General features: G+C 71.7%; 16 protein-coding genes. 9 read left to right on the top strand and 7 right to left on the bottom strand.

What is annotated here, in order from left to right; translation table 11 throughout:
- Nucleotides 1–17: 17 nt before the first annotated feature.
- Nucleotides 18–461, top strand: a complete 444-nt coding sequence (locus tag FEF34_RS12970; RefSeq protein WP_138053335.1) for a sec-independent translocase — start codon at nucleotides 18–20, stop codon at nucleotides 459–461.
- A 127-nt stretch (nucleotides 462–588) separates the two neighbouring features.
- Nucleotides 589–1,251 carry a hypothetical protein gene (locus tag FEF34_RS12965; protein WP_138053334.1) on the top strand — a complete coding sequence of 221 codons (663 nt, stop codon included), beginning with the start codon at nucleotides 589–591 and terminating at the stop codon, nucleotides 1,249–1,251.
- A gap of 98 nt (nucleotides 1,252–1,349) precedes the next feature.
- Here FEF34_RS12965 and FEF34_RS12960 read toward each other — a convergent pair whose 3' ends face one another.
- Nucleotides 1,350–2,483 carry an Mrp/NBP35 family ATP-binding protein gene (locus tag FEF34_RS12960; RefSeq protein ID WP_138053333.1) on the bottom strand — a complete coding sequence of 378 codons (1,134 nt, stop codon included), beginning with the start codon at nucleotides 2,481–2,483 and terminating at the stop codon, nucleotides 1,350–1,352.
- 43 nt (nucleotides 2,484–2,526) lie between these two features.
- Entirely contained in the window at nucleotides 2,527–3,621 is a 1,095-nt protein-coding gene (locus tag FEF34_RS12955; RefSeq protein WP_138053332.1) for a CBS domain-containing protein, read from the bottom strand.
- 228 nt (nucleotides 3,622–3,849) lie between these two features.
- On the opposite strand from FEF34_RS12955, the gene FEF34_RS12950 reads away from it, so the two are divergent.
- Both FEF34_RS12950 and FEF34_RS43645 read left to right on the top strand, forming a co-directional pair.
- Nucleotides 3,850–4,629, top strand: coding sequence for a hypothetical protein (locus tag FEF34_RS12950; RefSeq protein WP_138053331.1), 780 nt, complete (start codon nucleotides 3,850–3,852; stop codon nucleotides 4,627–4,629).
- Nucleotides 4,630–5,283: 654 nt separating this feature from the next.
- The gene (locus FEF34_RS43645; protein WP_171052935.1) at nucleotides 5,284–6,540 is read left to right on the top strand and encodes a calcium-binding protein; all 1,257 of its coding nucleotides are present in this window, start codon (nucleotides 5,284–5,286) and stop codon (nucleotides 6,538–6,540) included.
- Between the two features lie 389 nt (nucleotides 6,541–6,929).
- On the opposite strand, the gene FEF34_RS12930 is transcribed toward FEF34_RS43645, so the two are convergent.
- Together FEF34_RS12930 and FEF34_RS12925 are read right to left on the bottom strand one after the other, a co-directional pair.
- Nucleotides 6,930–7,463, bottom strand: coding sequence for a hypothetical protein (locus tag FEF34_RS12930; protein ID WP_138053327.1), 534 nt, complete (start codon nucleotides 7,461–7,463; stop codon nucleotides 6,930–6,932).
- Between the two features lie 19 nt (nucleotides 7,464–7,482).
- Nucleotides 7,483–8,598, bottom strand: a complete 1,116-nt coding sequence (locus tag FEF34_RS12925; protein WP_138053326.1) for a magnesium and cobalt transport protein CorA — start codon at nucleotides 8,596–8,598, stop codon at nucleotides 7,483–7,485.
- A gap of 421 nt (nucleotides 8,599–9,019) precedes the next feature.
- Here FEF34_RS12925 and FEF34_RS12920 point away from each other — a divergent pair, with 421 nt between their 5' ends.
- From FEF34_RS12920 to FEF34_RS12905, 4 genes are all read left to right on the top strand, one after another.
- The gene (locus FEF34_RS12920; protein WP_138053325.1) at nucleotides 9,020–9,604 is read left to right on the top strand and encodes a suppressor of fused domain protein; all 585 of its coding nucleotides are present in this window, start codon (nucleotides 9,020–9,022) and stop codon (nucleotides 9,602–9,604) included.
- A 781-nt stretch (nucleotides 9,605–10,385) separates the two neighbouring features.
- Nucleotides 10,386–11,024, top strand: coding sequence for a DUF6758 family protein (locus FEF34_RS12915; protein WP_138053324.1), 639 nt, complete (start codon nucleotides 10,386–10,388; stop codon nucleotides 11,022–11,024).
- Between the two features lie 383 nt (nucleotides 11,025–11,407).
- Nucleotides 11,408–12,259: a PHP domain-containing protein gene (locus FEF34_RS12910; protein WP_138053323.1), complete on the top strand. Its 852-nt coding sequence runs from the start codon at nucleotides 11,408–11,410 to the stop codon at nucleotides 12,257–12,259.
- Between the two features lie 183 nt (nucleotides 12,260–12,442).
- Nucleotides 12,443–13,048, top strand: a complete 606-nt coding sequence (locus FEF34_RS12905) for a MarC family protein (RefSeq protein WP_138057448.1) — start codon at nucleotides 12,443–12,445, stop codon at nucleotides 13,046–13,048.
- 88 nt (nucleotides 13,049–13,136) lie between these two features.
- Here FEF34_RS12905 and FEF34_RS41215 read toward each other — a convergent pair whose 3' ends face one another.
- Entirely contained in the window at nucleotides 13,137–13,289 is a 153-nt protein-coding gene (locus tag FEF34_RS41215) for a hypothetical protein (RefSeq protein ID WP_171052934.1), read from the bottom strand.
- A 159-nt stretch (nucleotides 13,290–13,448) separates the two neighbouring features.
- Between FEF34_RS41215 and FEF34_RS12900 the strand changes: the two genes are divergently transcribed.
- On the top strand, nucleotides 13,449–14,321 hold the full coding sequence (locus FEF34_RS12900; protein ID WP_138057447.1) for an NYN domain-containing protein: 873 nt from the start codon (nucleotides 13,449–13,451) through the stop codon (nucleotides 14,319–14,321).
- Nucleotides 14,322–14,467: 146 nt separating this feature from the next.
- Here the strand turns inward: FEF34_RS12900 and FEF34_RS12895 are convergent, their stop codons facing one another.
- Nucleotides 14,468–15,319 (bottom strand): alpha/beta fold hydrolase, encoded by an 852-nt coding sequence (locus FEF34_RS12895; RefSeq protein ID WP_138053322.1) that lies wholly within the window; start codon nucleotides 15,317–15,319, stop codon nucleotides 14,468–14,470.
- 110 nt (nucleotides 15,320–15,429) lie between these two features.
- Nucleotides 15,430–17,043 carry a DEAD/DEAH box helicase gene (locus tag FEF34_RS12890; RefSeq protein ID WP_138053321.1) on the bottom strand — a complete coding sequence of 538 codons (1,614 nt, stop codon included), beginning with the start codon at nucleotides 17,041–17,043 and terminating at the stop codon, nucleotides 15,430–15,432.
- Between the last annotated feature and the right edge of the window lie 399 nt (nucleotides 17,044–17,442).

The following is a 17,442-nucleotide window of genomic DNA, read 5'->3' as shown; positions in this document are numbered from 1 at the left end:
ACACGAGGAGCAGCAAGGTGTTCAACGACATAGGCGCACTCGAGCTCGTGACGCTCGTGGTCCTCGCCGTGCTGGTCTTCGGCCCGGACAAGCTGCCCAAGGTCATCCAGGACGTCTCGCGCTTCATCCGCAAGGTCCGCGAATTCTCCGACAACGCGAAGCACGACATCCGCAGCGAACTGGGCCCGGAGTTCAAGGACTTCGAGTTCGAGGACCTGAATCCCAAGGCCTTCATCCGGAAGCAGCTCTCCGACAACGAGGACCTCAAGGAGATCCGCAGCAGCCTCGACCTCAAGAAGGAGATCAACGAGGTCGCGGACGCCGTGAACGGCAAGGAGCCCGACAGTCCGGTGCGGGCCGCTGTCGGCGGCACGCCGGACGCGGGCACCCCGGATCTCCTCAAGAAGCGCGAAAAGCCCGATCAGGGCGAGCGGCCGCCCTTCGACGCAGACGCCACCTGAGGCCCCCTACCGCCGTCAATCCCAACGAGTCGGTGACGGGTGGCTATCCTCCATCTGTCCGGGATCGAGGACGCCCGCGGGGGGCGGGCCGTTCCGGACCTCGCTGACCAAGGAGGCGGCCGGGTAGATGGAGACGACCAGTCGGGTAGAGGCGCAGGATTCGCCCAGCAGTTCCACCGCTGAGGGGGTGCCCGCAGCCCGGCGTACCGTCGACGGCTATCTGCGGGCGCCCTTCCCCTGGTACGGCCTGGACGAGGCCTTCACCGGGCCGCGCTGGCTGATGCAGGTCGGTACGGCCGCCGACGGCTCGGTGCAGCACGGCTCCATGGGGCACGGCGAGGAGCCGTCGATAAAGTCCGACGCCACCGCGGCGGAGAAGGAACGCTTTGCCGTGGTCGTCACCGTCGCGTCGAGCCCGATGCGGCACACCGGTGACGGTACGGGCGTCCTGGACGCCACGACCGTCTCCTCGGCCGCCTGGCTGGCCGGCTCGGGCCTGCTGGCCTGCACCTGGCCGGCACAGCTCGACCACACCCTGCGGGACGACTGGCTGGACCAGCAGACGGAGACCGCCTTCGAGCTCGCGGACGACCTCACCGGGCCCGCCTGGTCGGAGCTGTCCCTGCCGGTGGACGGGGTGCCCGTGCCGTTCCACTACCGCGAGTCCGAGTTCGGCTGGGTGCTCGCCGGTTCGACCGGAAACGGGGTGCACATCGGGGCCTACGGGCGGGGGATGAGCGCGTACGGGCTCGGCTTCTCCGTGGTGCAGGACCTCGAGGCGTACGCGTAGACCGCGTGGACCGCGCCGGGCCGCTGCCCCGGCTCGACGACTGCCCACAACCCCCCGGGGCTGTGGGCAGTCGTCGAGCCGCCGTCGGGAGGGCGGCCTCAGAACTTGTTGCGCGGGGTGATGCCGAGCGACATGCCCGACAGACCGCGCTGACGGCCGCCGAGCTTGCCCGCGATGGCCCGCAGGGCGGAACCGGCGGGGGAGTCGGGGTCGGTGAGGACCACGGGCTTGCCCTCGTCGCCGCCCTCCCGGAGCCTTACGTCGATGGGGATCTGGCCGAGCACCGGCACCTGGGCGCCCGTGGTCTTCGTCAGTCCCTCGGCGACCACCTGGCCGCCGCCCGTGCCGAAGACGTCGACCATCTCGTCGCAGTGCGGGCACGGCAGCCCCGACATGTTCTCGACGACACCGACGATCTTCTGGTGGGTCTGGACTGCGATGGAGCCGGCCCGCTCCGCGACCTCCGCCGCGGCCTGCTGCGGCGTGGTGACGACCAGGATCTCGGCGTTGGGCACCAGCTGGGCCACGGAGATCGCGATGTCGCCGGTGCCCGGCGGCAGGTCGAGCAGCAGCACGTCCAGGTCGCCCCAGTAGACGTCCGCGAGGAACTGCTGCAGCGCGCGGTGCAGCATCGGGCCGCGCCAGACGACCGGTGTGTTGCCCGGGGTGAACATACCGATCGAGATGACCTTCACACCGTTCGCGGACGGCGGCATGATCATGTTCTCGACCTGGGTGGGACGGCCGTCCGCGCCGAGCATGCGTGGCACGCTGTGGCCGTAGATGTCGGCGTCGACGACTCCGACCTTCAGCCCGTCGGCGGCCATGGCCGCCGCCAGGTTCACGGTCACGGAGGACTTGCCCACACCGCCCTTGCCGGAGGCGACCGCGTAGACGCGCGTCAGCGAGCCCGGCTTGGCGAACGGCACCTCGCGCTCGGCGGTCGTGCCGCGCAGCGAGGCCGCGAGCTCGCGGCGCTGCTCGTCGCTCATCACGTCCAGGGAGACCTCGACGCCGGTGACGCCCTCGACGCCCGAGACGGCGTCCGTAACGCGTTGGGTGATCGTCTCGCGCATCGGGCACCCGGAGACGGTGAGGTAGACCGTGACAGCGACCGCGCCGTCGGATCCGATCTCCACCGACTTGACCATGCCGAGGTCCGTGATCGGCTTGTTGATCTCGGGGTCGTTCACCGTCGCCAGTGCGTCGCGCACCGCGTCTTCCGTAACCATACGCACGATGGTACGGCGCGGGATCCCGCCCCGGGGGCCCCCGTCAGCGGTCGCCTTCGTCACGTCCGCCAGGGTGCCCGGACGGGAATGGCGCGGCCGCCGCGGGCGGTTGCGCCGGATCCCCGTCCGCGTCGGTCCCGGCCGCTCCCGGCTCCGCTGAGTCCGGCATCCCGTAATCGGCCTCCCGCCAGTGGTCGGGCAGCAGATGGGCCAGTACGGCGTCGACGGTGACCGCGCCCAGCAGTGCCCCGTCGTCGCCCACCACAGGGGCCGCGACCAGGTCGTAGGCGGTCAGGCAGCAGCTGACCGCCGGCAGCGGGGTGTCCGGTTCCAGCGGGGGCAGCTCGGTGTCCACGAGGGGCGCGACGGGCGCTTCCGGTGGGCTCCGCAGCAGCCGCTGGACGGGCACCGTGCCCAGGTACCGGCCCGTGGGAGGCTCGCCGGGCGGCCGGCAGACGTACACCTGGGCCGCCAGCGCCTGCATCAGGTCCCGCTCCCCGAGCCGGGCCAGGGCGTTCGCGACGGTGGCCTCCGGCGGCACCACGACCGGCTCGGTCCTCATCAGGGCCCGTGCCGTGCGCTCCTGCTCGGCCTCCCCCTCCGTGTCCTCCCCGGAGCTCGGGCGATTCCCCACCGGGGACGCCGCCGCGGTCTCCTCAGGCGGCAGGCCGCTCAGCGCCGACCAGTCGACCGCCAGAGCCGCGCCGCGGTTCCGGGCGGTCCCTCCCCGGTCGCGGTGCGCGCAGATCCGGTCGGCCTCCCACTGCCCGCGGGCAGGATGCCGGTGCACCTCGACGTCCAGGATCGTGACCTGCTCGCCAGAGTCCGCGAGCCGCACCCGCCGGTCCAGCAGCTGGCCGAGGACGAGCCGCTCGTCCGGCCGAAGGCCGAATCGGCGCATGCTCACGGGGCCGGACAGCGTGACCTGGCCGGACTCGAGGCCGGTCGCCCGGGAGACGGGCACGAAGACGGGGCCGTGCCCGAGGACCTCGACGACCAGACCCACCAGCCGTGGCGGACGGTCGGCCCGGAAGGTGGCCACGAGGTCCCGCACGCGCCCGACCGGGTCGCCGTCGGGACCGAAGACCGGGACCCCGGCGAGATGCGAGAGGAAGATCCGAGGGCCGTCTGCCGTCATGCTCAGTGCCTCCTCCACTGCCGCGGCGGGGCACTGGGGCAGACCGCCGGGTTCGTACGAGGAGCGAAACGGATTGCTCCGAAATGGCATCGTTCAACGGCTTCAGGCTAGCCCGTACCGATCCGTGGTGCTGTCGCCGGAGGTCCGGACGACTGCCCTCCGGTAAGCCCTCCGACCCCGGGTACGCTGCGGTCTGCCACCCCCACGCGTATGAGAGGCAGTGCGCTCGTGACCGCTCTCCCCCCGGGTCCGGCAGCCCCTGTGCGCCGGGCCGCGCTTCCCCTCGCGCTGTGCGCGGCGCTGGCCACGGCCCTCACCGGGTGCGGCGAGGACCCGGACGCGGGGACGAACGGCGTCGGGAAGCTGGAGGCGACCGCCATCGAGAAGAAGGCCAAGGCGGCGGCCGACGCGGCGGACGCGGTGCGGGTGGCGGGCACGCTGGTGTCCAAGGGCGGCACGTACAAGCTGAACATGCGGCTGAAGAAGTCCGGCGGGGTGGGCTCGGTGACCTCGAAGAACTCCACCTTCGAGCTGCTGCGGATCGAGGACGCCCTCTTTCTGAAGGCCGACGCGGGCTTCTGGGTGCACGCCGACTCCGACGGCAAGGGCGACGACGCGGAGCCCGGCGAGGAGGACGTGGCCGCTGCCGAGAAGCTGGACGACAAGTACGTCAAGGTGCCCGAGGACGACCCGGCCTACAAGCAACTGCGCGGCTTCACCGACATGAACGTCCTCCTCGACGGGCTGCTGGGCCTCCACGGCAAGCTCAGCAAGGGCGACCGCGCCACCATCGGCGGGGTCCGCACGATCGAGATCATGGGCGGCGAGGGCAACGGAGGGACGCTCGCTGTCTCACTCGAGGGCAAGCCGTACCCCGTCCAGCTGGACCGGGCGGGCGACGCGGGCATCCTCACGCTGGGAGAATGGGGCCAGGACTTCCCACTGGAGGCCCCCGACAAGGACGAGACGGTCGACTACGGCCGCCAGCTGCCGCGCGCGAACGACTAGCTAGGGCGTGTTGCGAAAGTCCCTCCTGGCCCGCGACGCCTGGCACGCACGCTCGCTGCGTTGTCGGAGTCATCCAAGTACGTCCAGTACGAGGATGATCCTCCGCCTTGCGATCGCACGCACCAGACGCCGCAGGCCCCGCCCTACGGGCGGACGGAGCTACTTTCGCAACACGCCCTAGCAGTCTCAGGCAAGGTTCGCCCCGTCGCGGGGCCCGGCACGGCGACTCGCGGCGTTGCCGGATCAACCGAGTAGGCCCACTGCGAGGTCGATCCGGCGCCTTGCGATCTTCCCCTCGGCCCGGGAGGGCCTGCTGCCGGGCCTTCTGATCATAGTGTGGTGTCGGCGTATGTGTGCCATCGGCGGTGGTAGAGGCGGGCATGGTGTTGATGGCGACGACGCCAGGTGGACCGCCACAACAGGTGGTCGCGGTCTCGTCGGGATTCGTGGCCGCCGAGGGGGACGAGGTCGGTAGCGTCTGATCGGTGGATCGCGGGCGGTATGACGGTGTGCCTGTATGGCCGCAGAGGGTGCGTGTGGCTTGATCGTCGGACGGTGCCGGCAGGGGCCTCAACACCGGCCGATGCCCGTGGCACGTTCTGGATGCCGCGCTCTCTGTCGAGGAGTCTCGTGAGACCGACCCTGCAACATGCCATGTTCCATCGACGTGGCGCGGGAGCTGCGGGTGAGCTGCGGCGCCCAGCCGCGGCCAGGCGCGCTGCCGTCCTGTTCGCCACAGTGGCACTGCCGGCGGCACTGGTGGTGCCCACGGCAACGCCCGCTACTGCGGCGGCCGTGACGGTCACCTTCGACGCGGGCGCCGACCAGCCCTTCACTGTCCCGTCCGGCGTCACCCGACTGTCCGTCACCGCGACGGGCGCCGCGGGCCAAAACGGGCCCAACGGTGGTGCAGGCGGCAACGGCGCCACCGTCATGGGCACCGTCATCGTGCCGCCGGGCACGACCACCCTTTTTGTCAACGTCGGCACGGGTGAGGGCCCTGGCGGCGGGTCGTTGCCAGGTGGTGCCGGCGGCGGTTCCAGCGATGTCCGCACCTGCAGCTCGGCAAGCCCCGGCTGCACCCTGACCGGCGTCCCCGCCACCGACCCCCGCCTCATCGTCGCGGGCGGCGGAGGCGGCGGCGGAAGCGGCAGCATCTCCAATATCCTCAACCCGGAGGCCACCGGCGGAGACGCCGGAGACACCGGGGAGGCCGGCGGCAGCAGAACGGACAGCGGCCAGGGCGGCGGCGGCGGAACCCAGACAACCTACGGCGCGGCCGGAGCCGCATGTCCTGCCAGCAGCGGTACATCAGGCACTCCGGGCGCGGCCGGTGCCGGCGGCACCGGCGGGGGCGCCTACGGGGCGGGCGGAGGTGGAGGCGGCTGGTTCGGTGGAGGTGGCGGGGGAGGCTGCAACTTCATCAGGAGCATCCCTCCCTCCTACGGCCCTGGTGGTGGCGGCGGCGGATCGAATCGCGTCCCCACAGGTGGTACCTCAGACACCGCCGCGGGGCAGGCCAAGGTGACCATCACCTACGACCCGCCGCCCCCCACCTGCGCGACCGCCACGCCCACCATCACCGGTACCCACCGCGACGACATCCTGACCGGTACCCCGGGCGACGATGTGATCTTCGCTCTCGCCGGGAACGACGTGGTCGACGGTCGCGGTGGCAACGACCTGATCTGCGGCGATGACGGCAATGACGTCCTTATCGGGGGCAACGGCGACGATCGCGTCGAGGGCGGCAACGGCAACGACGCTCTGTTCGGCGGCGGCGACAACGACGCCCTCTTCGGCGGTTCCGGCAACGACGCTCTCAACGGTGGTCCCGGTACCGACACCAACGACGGCGGATCCGGCTACAACAGCTGCGTCAACCCCACCAGCGGACCGGGCTGCTTCTGACCCACCCCACGCACCTTCGACCTGAGAACCGGCATCGCGTCGCGTACAACAGGGCCTGGGGAGACCCCGTGCACCGGAAGCCGCTCCTTGACGGGCGAACCCTTCCTGATGCGGCACTGGCCTGACTCTGCCGGGATCCCCCGGGATCTCCGTCAGAGTCACGCCCTGGCCAAGGGCGCCGGCCCAGCTCCGGTGCCGGGAGCGTCCGTCGCCGAACCCAGGTACGCGGTGGTCCCTGCGAACCCGGCACACGACGGCGAGCACGGTCCCGGGTTCGCGGCGGTGCCGATGCCGCGCAGCGCGTCACCCGTGGCCGGCGGCAGCGGTTGCCGACGACCGGGACCCGCCGAGCGGGGGACCGCGGACACCGGTCCGTGGCCGGTACGACCTCAGTGGCGCTTGCGGCCGCGGCGGAGGAGCCGGGGCAGGGCGGCCGGGACGGGCCGACGGGTCGTGGCCGGTGTGGGCAGCGGCACGGCGGCCAGGGAGTCCGCCGGATGGTCGGTGCTGGACCCGCGCGGCTCCAACCGCAGCACCCGGCACTCGCGACCCCAGCGCTCGGTCATCCGCTCGCCGTCCGGGGCGTTGAGCCGCTTGCCCTTCAGCTCGCCGACGGCCGCCTCCCAGGCCTCGGAGCCCGGCGTCAGCTCTGTCACCTCGGCGGTCCACGAGACCAGCCGACCGCCCTTGTCCTTGCTGCGCACGGTGACCTCGGCGGTGGAGCCGTCGGCCAGTCCGGGCAACGGCTGCTCGCCCGGCCCGTCGCCGACGACATGGGCCGCGCCGTCGTGCCACGCATGCCACAGCGCCCGGTCCGGGCCGCTGCCGCGAACCCAGATCAGACCGGACTTCTTGGCGGCCTCCTCCACGAGGGCCCGCCCGAGCAGGGGGTCCTCGGCGGGGCGGGCAGTAGCGTCGTTCATGCCCCGCAGCTTATTAGCCCTAGAGCCAGCCGTTGCGCTTCAGTGTGCGGTGGATGGTGAGACAGATCCCGACGATGCCGATGAGCACCAGGGGGTAGCCGTACCGCCAGTGGAGTTCGGGCATGTGGTCGAAGTTCATGCCGTAGATCCCGCAGACCGCCGTGGGGACGGCGATGATCGCGGCCCAGGACGTGATCTTGCGCATGTCCTCGTTCTGGGCGACGGTCGCCTGCGCCAGATTGGCCTGCAGGATCGAGTTCAGCAGCTCGTCGAAGCCGATGACCTGCTCCTGCACCCGGGCCAGGTGGTCGGCGACGTCGCGGAAGTACTTCTGGATGTCCGGGTCGACCAGCCGCATCGGGCGCTCGCTCAGCAACTGCATGGGCCGCAGCAACGGGGTCACGGCCCGCTTGAACTCCAGCACCTCACGCTTGAGCTGGTAGATCCGCCCGGTGTCGGTGCCCCGGGTGCTGCCCTTCGAGGGCGCCGAGAACACGTCGATCTCGATCTCGTCGATGTCGACCTGCACCGCGTCCGCGACCGCGATGTAGCCGTCCACGACATGGTCGGCGATGGCGTGGAGCACCGCGGAGGGGCCCTTGGCGAGCAACTCGGGGTCTTCCTGCAACCGGTGGCGGAGGTTGCGCAGGGAGCCCTGGCCACCGTGCCGGACGGTGATCACGAAGTCGGGCCCGGTGAAGCACATCACCTCGCCGGTCTCGACGACGTCGCTGGTCGGCGTCAGCTCGGTGTGCTCCACGTAGTGGACGGTCTTGAAGACCGTGAACAAGGTGTCGTCGTACCGCTCCAGCTTGGGCCGCTGGTGCGCGTGCACGGCGTCCTCGACGGCCAGCGGGTGGAGGCCGAACTCGGCGGCGATGCCGGAGAACTCCTCCTCCGTCGGCTCGTGCAGGCCGATCCAGGCGAAGCCGCCGCCCTCACGCACCCGCAGCATCGCCTCGCGCGGGGTGAGGCAGCCGGTGTTCTCAAGGCGCTTACCGTCGCGGTAGACGGCGCAGTCCACGACGGCGGTGGACGCCGAGGGGTCACGGGTGGCGTCGTACGCGCTGTACGGGCCGCTGCTCTTGCGCAGGGCGGGGCGGACCGCTTGACGCAGGTCACGGATCATCGACATGGCAGGCTCCTTCACGGAGGGGCCGCCGGTGCGAGGCGTGGCACAGCCCGGAATGAGGACGTGTCTCCATACGTCCGCAAAGCGGGCGGCACCGCGGGACGCGGTGACGGCGTTCGCTACAGACAGTCAGGCAGGGGAGTCGTGCTCTTCCGTCATGCGCGGTGCCATGGAACTGACGGTGCGAGAAGCCCTCAGCAGAACGAGGGGAGGAGTCGCGCGGAAGAGCGGTTGGTACTGCACGGTCGACTTCGATCCATCGCAGCCCCACCTCCTCCGGCCGGTCCCCCGTGGGGGAAGACGTGTCGTCGGGATCCGAGAACCATGCTTCTGCATGTTGTCCCGAGCAGGCGGCCAAGCGTATCAGCCGACTGAGGGCCAATCCCTTCCTTTGCCCGTTCCTGATGCGATCTATGCTCGCGGGATGGGAGAAGTTCTTGCTCTGGTCGAGGCACGGCTGCGCAGCGCGCTGGGTGAACCGGACGCGCGCGCCGCGGTGACCTTTCTCGGTACGGAACGGATCGAGGTGCTCAGGTTCGTCGACGGGGACATCGTCCGCTATGCCACGCTGGGCATGTCGGCCCAGCCGATGACCGACCCCCAGGACACCCTCGCCGACCCGGTGAAGGGGCCGCGCGCGGAACTCGTCCTGTCGGTGCGCGCCGGGCTGGCCGACACCGACAAGGTGCTGCGGCCGCTCGCCGTTCTGGCCTCTTCCCCGCAGGTGGAAGGGGTGATCGTGGCCCCCGGGAACTCGTTGGACGTGGGCGAGCCGCTGTGGCCGGGCGCCCCGTTCACCTCGGTGCTGGTCGCCGAGTCCGGCGGCCTGGTGGAGGATCTCGAACTCGGCGGCCCCATGGACCCGGTCCGGTTTCTGCCGCTGCTGCCGATGACGCCGAACGAGGCGGCGTGGAAGCGGGTGCACGGTGCGGGAAAGCTCCAGGAGCGGTGGCTGACGCACGGTACGGACCTCCGTGATCCGCTGAGGAAGCCCGTGCCCCTGACGTGATGTCAGCTGCCGTCGGCGATGTGTGAAGTGACCTATCTCATGGCCGGGTCGGCGGAGCCTGCTGAGCCGGCCGGGTGGGCCGAGCCGGACCGGCGCCGTCGTGCAGGCCGGGCGGCCGGGGGCGGGGGCCAGTCGGCGAGGGCCGTCGCGGGGCGCGCGGACCGGTGCGGCCCCGGGCGGCCGGGGTGAGCGCCGTCCGCCGCTCCTGACTCCGCCGCGGCGCCGGCGTCGACGAGCTGCTCCTCGCGGGTCGCCGCGGTGCACGGGAGCCCGATCGTCATCAGGGCCGCGGTGTCGAAGGGCGGGTGGCGCCGGCCGCCGTCATCGGCACCGCGCCGACGAGCGGACCCCAGGCCATGCCCGTCCGAGTGCCGTCCCGTGCGGCGGGATCGCCTCCGTGCTCCCGCCGGACGCCGCGCCGATGACGGCGGCGAGTGGGACGGGGTGAAGAGGGCGTTCCCGAGGCCCCATCCGGTGCGGAAGCCGACGAGTTCGCCGACGGCCGGTGGCGGGATGGCCCCGCTCCGACGGCGATCCCTGCTCGCCGTCGGCTGAGGCCCGTCCGGCCGCGCCCGTTCCTCCGGCGAGCGGATCCTCCGCGCGCAAATGGGTACTCCTCCGCGTTCTCCCGTTCGAACCGTTGCCATATGAGGCAATAAATGAGAAAGACTAACTAATGCTGACTGCAAGTGCTTTTCCCTGCTGAGGGCGAGTGAAACCGCCGTGCGGGACGGGTGATCGTCCTTGACGCGGCGCCGGACGGGTAGGACCGTTGAGCGCTATGAGGGGCGAACCCAGTTGCCCGAAGTGCGGTGGTCGGGTCAGGGCGCCCGGTCTCTTCGCCGACACGTGGCAGTGCGATGTGCACGGTTCCGTGTATCCGCTGCAGCCCGTGATCCCGCCGAGCGTCGAGGCCCTCAGCGTGGTGGTGGCCCGTGCCCAGGTGCCCGTGTGGATGCCGTGGCCGCTCCCGGTCGGCTGGCTGTTCACCGGCGTCGCGTACGCCGGCGACGACCGCAGCGGCGGCAGGGCCACGGCCGTGGCCTGTTCGGGCCCCGGACCGCTGGGCGGTGTGGGGGAGTTGCTGCTCGTCGCCGAGGAACTCGGTGTCGGCCTCGGCGCCCGCTTCGCCGGGATCGACGGGCCGGACCCGGGTCCGCACATGACCGTCGATACCTCGCCCCAGGCCAAGGTGCTCGCAGCAGGTCGGCCGACGCCGCTGTGGCACGTCAACGACGCCCCGGAGGACCGGGCGGTGTTCGCGGGCGAGGCGCGGGGGCTCTGGCTGTGGGCGGTCGTATGGCCCGAGTCGACCGGGCTGCTGATGTACGACGAGCTGATACTGACCGATCTGCGGGACGCCGGCCAGGAACTCGAACTGCTGCCCTGCGGGGCGCTGTCGCCACGCCTGCTGATGTGATGGTGCGCGGTCCGTGCCCGGGGCGGCGGCGCGACCGGCGGTGCCGATCCGGTCGGACCCGGCCGGTGCCGGCGCGGTCGGGCAGGACCCGGTCCCGGTGATGCAGGGTCGGCGGGCCCCAGGGCGGTTCTGCATGTGCGAGGGCCGTCGGGCGGAGCCCGGTGACGGGGCCCGGTGCCGGGGCCTCTGTGTGCGTGCCGGGCAGGGCCCGCCGCCGGGGCGGTGCCCGGGGCCGCCGCTGAGCCTCCGTGAGGGCGGCCCCGGCCCTCGGCGTGCGCACGGCCCGTGACGGTCTTCACGTGACGAGCCGGTGGGGGCGGTGCTCGGGCCCCCGTTACGATTGAGCGTCAGTCCGTCCGTCCCGAGCCCTGGAGTCCCGCGTCGTGCGCATCGACCTGCACACCCACTCCACGGCCTCCGACGGGACGGACACCCCGGCCCAGCTGGTCCGCAGAGCGGCCGCCGCCGGGCTCGACGTCGTGGCGCTCACCGACCACGACACCGTGGGCGGCCACGCCGAGGCGATCGCCGCGCTGCCCGAGGGGCTGACCCTCGTCACCGGCGCGGAGCTGTCCTGCCGGATCGACGGTGTGGGCCTGCACATGCTGGCGTACCTCTTCGACCCGGAGGAAACCGAGCTGGCGCGCGAGCGCGAGCTGGTGCGGGACGACCGGGTGCCGCGCGCCAGGGCCATGGTCGGGAGGCTCCGGGAGCTGGGGGTGCCGGTCACCTGGGAGCACGTCTCCCGGATAGCCGGCGACGGCTCGGTCGGCAGGCCGCACGTCGCCGCCGCGCTCGTCGAGCTCGGCGTCGTCCCCGACGTGTCCGCGGCCTTCACGCCCGACTGGCTCGCGAACGGCGGCCGTGCCTACGTGGAGAAGCACGAACTCGACCCGTTCGAGGCGGTCCGCCTGGTAAAGGCGGCCGGCGGGGTCACGGTCTTCGCCCACCCGCTCGCCGTGAAGCGCGGCGAGGTCGTGTCCGAGGACGTCATCGCCCGGCTGGCCGCGGCCGGTCTCGACGGTATCGAGGTCGACCACATGGACCACGACGGGCCGACTCGGGCCAGGCTGCGCGGACTTGCCGCCGAACTCGGTCTGCTGCCCACCGGTTCCAGCGACTACCACGGCAGCCGCAAGACCTGTCTGCTCGGCGACTTCACCACCGACCCGGAGGTCTACGGCGAGATCACCCGCCGGGCCACCGGCGCGTTCCCGGTCCCGGGCACGGGCTGAGCACCCCGCCGCCAGGTCTGACCGCCTTACTCGGTCCCGGGCCCGGCCCGGGGCTCGCCGTGCGTGTGTCGCGTCCGACGGCCGAGCCGCCGCGGAGCACGTATGACCGCTCCCGGCGTACGGACCTCGCGGCCCCCGCTCGTCCACCACCCCAGTTGTCCGACACCCATGCAAGGCCTCACCGTGTTCGACCTCGCCGTCTTCGGCTCCCTGTTCCTCACCCTGTTCGTGATCATGGATCCTCCCGGGATCACCCCGATCTTCCTGGCACTCACCTCCGGGCGCCCCGTCAAGGTCCAGCGCCGGATGGCCTGGCAGGCGGTCGCGGTCGCCCTCGGTGTGATCACCGTCTTCGGGATCCTCGGTCAGCAGATCCTCGACTACCTCCATGTCTCCGTACCCGCGCTGATGATCGCCGGCGGTCTGCTCCTGCTGCTCATCGCGCTCGATCTGCTCACCGGGAAGACCGACGAACCCAAGCAGACCAAGGACGTCAACGTGGCGCTCGTGCCGCTGGGCATGCCGCTCCTGGCGGGGCCCGGTGCGATCGTCTCCGTCATCCTCGCGGTGCAGAACGCGGGCACCACCGCCAAGCAGATCTCGGTGTGGGCCGCGATCGTCGCGATGCACGTCGTCCTGCTGCTGACCATGCGCTACTCGCTGCTGATCATCCGTGTGATCAAGGACGGCGGTGTGGTGCTGGTGACCCGGCTGGCGGGCATGATGCTCTCGGCGATCGCCGTTCAGCAGATCATCAACGGCATCACCCAGGTGATCCGGGGCTCCTGACCGGCGGCGACCGCCGGTGGATCTCTCCCCGCACGGCACGACGCCCCCGAACGGACCCTTTCCGTTCGGGGGCGTCGCGCCGGAGGCGTTACGAAGCCGCGGCCTCGGCCGGCCGGATGTAGATACGCTGGCCGATCGCTGCGGCCTGCTGCACCATCCGGCTCACGGAGGCGGCGTCCACGACGGTGCTGTCCACGGCGGTGCCGTCGACGTCGTCGAGTCGCATGATTTCGAAGCGCATGAGAGCTCCCCTCTGGCCGTCTGTGTATGTACCTCTCAACGGAATGCCGTCTGCAAACATTCCCTACGCTAAGGAAAATTTTTGGATGGCTAACTACTGGCAGGTAGGGCCCGGCCCGCACACAATGGGGTCGTCATGAACGACTCTGAGCTGTCCCAGATGAGCGCCCGCCTGGAGCGCACCAACGAGCTGCTCCAGCGCATGCTCGCCGAGGTCGCCAAGACCCCGTCCACGCATGCCATCTTCGTCGACGCGGGTTACGTCTATGCTGCGGCCGGGTTGCTTGTGGCGGGTACCGAGGACCGGCGCTCGTTCGACCTCGACGCCGAAGGGCTCATCGAGGCGTTCATCGACAAGGCCCGCACGATCTTCGCGGACAGCCGGCTGCTGCGCGTCTACTGGTACGACGGCGCCCGGCGCCGCATCCACACGGCCGAGCAGCAGGCCATAGCGGAACTGCCCGACGTGAAGGTCCGGCTGGGCAACCTCAACGCCAACAACCAGCAGAAGGGCGTCGACTCCCTCATACGCACCGACCTGGAGTCACTCGCCCGGCACCGGGCGATCAGCGACGCGGCGCTCGTCGGCGGGGACGAGGACCTGGTCTCCGCGGTGGAGGCCGCCCAGGGGTACGGCGCCCGGGTCCATCTGTGGGGCATAGAGGCGGCGGAGGGCCGCAACCAGGCGGAGCCGCTGCTCTGGGAGGTCGACAGCCAGCGCACCTTCGACCTCGACTTCTGCCGCCCCTACGTCACGCGCCGACCGGTGACGACCTACGAGGACGACAGCCCGCCCCCGTCCCGTGACGACGTGCGCTTCGTGGGCGCGCAGATAGCCGCCACCTGGCTGGCCGAACGCGGGCGGGAACCGATGGCCGAGCTGCTGCCCGGACACCCCTACCTGCCCGGCCCGGTCGACCAGGACCTGCTCATCGAGGCGGAGAAGCTCCTGAAGCACTCCCTGCGGGGCTACGCCCATCTGCGGCGGGCACTGCGGGACGGCTTCTGGGACCACCTGCACGGTCAGTTCTGACACCGGGTGGGCGATCCGGGCCCGGCACGGCCCGCGCCGCCGCCGGACGATCGGCTCCGGGACCGGACGGCCGCTCCGGAGTCCGAGGCACGGCCCGGGGACGGCCGGGCGGTCCCGGCCCCACGGCCGGATCCCAGGGGCGCTGCTCAGTTCCGCGACCAGAAGTCCACCATCGCCGCCGCGGTCGGCGCCGGGCGGTCCGTGTTCGGCGAATGCTCGGCACCCTCGATCACCGTGCGGAGCGCCCCCAGCCGCACCGCCATCTCGTCCAGCAGCGGCACCGGCCAGGTGTCGTCCCGCTCGCCCGACAGCACGTGCTTGGGCAGCCGTCCCACGGCGGCGAGCTCGTCGATCCGGTCCGGCTCCACCGTCAGCTGGCGGCCGGTGGCCAGGAGCTGGGCGGGGCGGTGGCGCAACCAGCGGCGCCGCAGGTCCTCACCGTCGGTGGCGGCCTCCTCCGGCGGGTCGAGCGCCTGCATGGCCTCCCAGACCTCGCTCATGTCCATCACGGCGAGCGCATCGCTCAGCAGCTTGACCTTGTGCTGCTGGGCGGGGGCGATACGGGCCGGGCCGGACGACACCAGCGTCAGGGTCCGGAACGGGCGTACGTCGAGGAGGACCGCGGCCCGGGCGATCTGACCGCCCAGTGAGTGCCCGACGAGGTGCACGGGCGCGTCACCGGTCGCCTCGGCCTGGGCGAGCACGTCCCGCGCCAGCTCGGACTGCGCGTAGGCCGCCTCGTCGTCGGGACCGTCGGTCTCGTACTGGCCGCGTCCGTCGACTGCGACGGCCCGGAAACCGGCCGCGGCGATCGGCTCCAGCAGCGCGATGAAGTCCTCCTTGCTGCCGGTGTACCCGGGCAGCAACAGCACGGTCCCCCGGCGGGCACCGGCCCTCTCGTCCGGCTCGGCGTCCAGAGCGGCGAAGTCCCCGCGGCTGGTGCGGAGCGCGCGGGCACGGGCGCAGGAAGGTGGGCGGAAGGTGGGCGGCCGGCTCATGCGGACGAGAGTACCGGGGCGTTCGGCACTGTCGTGCCGCGCATGGACCGCCGGGGTACGGCAGAGGGCCCGCCGTCCCGGGTTGGGATGACGGGCCCTCAGCGAACGGCTTACGCCTCCGGCTGGGCGGCCTTGGCACGAGTGCGGCGGCGGCGCGGTTTGGCCGGTTCGTCGGCGGGGGCCTCGGTGGCCGGTGCGTCGGTGGCGGTTTCGGCTGTGGTGGCCTTGGTGCGGGTGCGGCGGCGCGGTTTGGCCGGCTCCTCCACGGGGGCCTCGGTGGCCGGTGCGTCGATCGTCGCCACGGCGGATCCCTCGGCGGTCGCGCCCACCCGGGTCCGGCGGCGACGGCGCGGGGTGCGCGGCGCCTGGTCCGCCGTCTCCCCGACGGCGGTCGGAGCCTCGGCGGTCACGGGCGCCTCCGCCTCCAGCGGGGCACCGCCGCGCGTGCGACGGCGCTGACGCGGGGTACGGGCGGGACGCTCGGAGCGCTCGGCCGTCTTCGTGCGGGATCCGGAGCGCGACCCGCGGCCGCCGGGCTCGCCGAGGTCCTCGAGCTCCTCCGCGTCCAGACCGGCGCGGGTGCGCTCTCCCCGCGGCAGGACACCCTTGGTGCCCGCGGGGATGCCCAGCTCCTCGAAGAGGTGCGGAGACGTGGAGTACGTCTCGGCCGGGTCGTTGAAGTCCAGCTCCAGCGCCTTGTTGATCAGCTGCCAGCGCGGGATGTCGTCCCAGTCCACCAGCGTCACGGCGGTGCCGGTCGCGCCCGCGCGGCCCGTGCGGCCGATGCGGTGGAGGTACGTCTTCTCGTCCTCCGGCGTCTGGTAGTTGATCACATGCGTGACGCCCTCGACGTCGATGCCGCGTGCGGCGACGTCGGTGCACACCAGCACGTCGACCTTTCCGTTGCGGAAGGCGCGCAGCGCCTGCTCGCGTGCGCCCTGGCCCAGGTCGCCGTGCACGGCGCCGGAGGCGAAGCCGCGCCGGGCGAGCTGGTCCGCGATGTCCGCGGCCGTGCGCTTGGTACGGCAGAAGATCATCACCAGGCCGCGACCCTCGGCCTGCAACATGCGGGCGACCATCTCGGGCTTGTCCAGGGAGTGCGCCCGATACACGCGCTGCGTGATGTTCGCGACCGTCGCACCCTCGTCGTCCGGCGCGGTGGCGCGGATGTGGGTGGGCTGAGACATGTAGCGGCGCGCGAGGCCGATCACCGCGCCCGGCATGGTCGCCGAGAACAGCATGGTCTGGCGGCGCACCGGCAGCAGCTGGATGATCTTCTCGACGTCGGGCAGGAAGCCCAGGTCGAGCATCTCGTCGGCCTCGTCGAGGACGAGCGCCTTCACGTGCGAGAGGTTGAGCTTCTTCTGGCCCGCGAGGTCCAGGAGCCGGCCGGGCGTGCCGACGATGACGTCGACGCCCTTCTTCAGCGCCTCGACCTGCGGCTCGTAGGCACGTCCGCCGTAGATCGCGGTCACGCGGACGTTGCGCACCTTGCCGGCGGTGAGCAGGTCGTTGGTGACCTGCGTGCACAGCTCGCGGGTGGGCACGACCACGAGCGCCTGCGGCGTGTCGGTCAGCTCCTCGGGCTTCGCCCGCCCCGCCTCGACGTCGGCGGGCACGGTGACGCGCTCCAGCAGCGGAAGGCCGAAGCCCAGCGTCTTGCCGGTGCCGGTCTTGGCCTGGCCGATCACGTCGGTGCCGGAGAGCGCGACCGGGAGGGTCATCTCCTGGATGGGGAAGGGGGTCGTGATGCCGACGGCCTCCAGGGCCTCGGCGGTCTCGGGGAGGATCCCGAGTTCTCGGAAAGTCTTGGCCTGCGTAGTCAGGGTGTTGCCTCTTCTGTGAGACGCGGCGCGAGGCGAACGCTGGGGGTCCTACCGCACCTGGTACGGGTGCCGGCCGTGGATTGGCCGGAAGGCGCGGGACCACTGCCGTCGCTCGAGCGCTCGTGCCGCTGAGGTCCCCTCATGTGGCGGAATGCGCACAGAGGGCTGTCGGGTCGGAGCCGATCGGGCCACCGACCGGGCATCCTCATTCAGAGGGCCCGCCGAATATCCGGCAGGCTTAATACCACTGTACCCCGGATTCGCGCATCTGTGTTGGCCGAATTCCCGGCGACCCTG

Source organism: Streptomyces marianii (assembly GCF_005795905.1).
In the GTDB taxonomy this organism is placed as follows: domain Bacteria; phylum Actinomycetota; class Actinomycetes; order Streptomycetales; family Streptomycetaceae; genus Streptomyces; species Streptomyces marianii.
This window is presented reverse-complemented; position numbering and strand designations above follow the sequence as displayed.

What these genes read in the sequence shown, in the direction of transcription:
- FEF34_RS12930 (WP_138053327.1), bottom strand. Translation starts at nt 7,463, where the DNA reads ATGAACGACGCTACTGCCCGCCCCGCCGAGGACCCCCTGCTCGGGCGG.
- FEF34_RS12900 (WP_138057447.1), top strand. Translation starts at nt 13,449, where the DNA reads ATGAGCGCCCGCCTGGAGCGCACCAACGAGCTGCTCCAGCGCATGCTC.
- FEF34_RS12920 (WP_138053325.1), top strand. Translation starts at nt 9,020, where the DNA reads ATGGGAGAAGTTCTTGCTCTGGTCGAGGCACGGCTGCGCAGCGCGCTG.
- FEF34_RS43645 (WP_171052935.1), top strand. Translation starts at nt 5,284, where the DNA reads ATGTTCCATCGACGTGGCGCGGGAGCTGCGGGTGAGCTGCGGCGCCCA.
- FEF34_RS12895 (WP_138053322.1), bottom strand. Translation starts at nt 15,319, where the DNA reads ATGAGCCGGCCGCCCACCTTCCGCCCACCTTCCTGCGCCCGTGCCCGC.
- FEF34_RS12955 (WP_138053332.1), bottom strand. Translation starts at nt 3,621, where the DNA reads ATGACGGCAGACGGCCCTCGGATCTTCCTCTCGCATCTCGCCGGGGTC.
- FEF34_RS12925 (WP_138053326.1), bottom strand. Translation starts at nt 8,598, where the DNA reads ATGTCGATGATCCGTGACCTGCGTCAAGCGGTCCGCCCCGCCCTGCGC.
- FEF34_RS12965 (WP_138053334.1), top strand. Translation starts at nt 589, where the DNA reads ATGGAGACGACCAGTCGGGTAGAGGCGCAGGATTCGCCCAGCAGTTCC.
- FEF34_RS41215 (WP_171052934.1), bottom strand. Translation starts at nt 13,289, where the DNA reads ATGCGCTTCGAAATCATGCGACTCGACGACGTCGACGGCACCGCCGTG.
- FEF34_RS12960 (WP_138053333.1), bottom strand. Translation starts at nt 2,483, where the DNA reads ATGGTTACGGAAGACGCGGTGCGCGACGCACTGGCGACGGTGAACGAC.
- FEF34_RS12890 (WP_138053321.1), bottom strand. Translation starts at nt 17,043, where the DNA reads ATGACCCTCCCGGTCGCGCTCTCCGGCACCGACGTGATCGGCCAGGCC.
- FEF34_RS12915 (WP_138053324.1), top strand. Translation starts at nt 10,386, where the DNA reads ATGAGGGGCGAACCCAGTTGCCCGAAGTGCGGTGGTCGGGTCAGGGCG.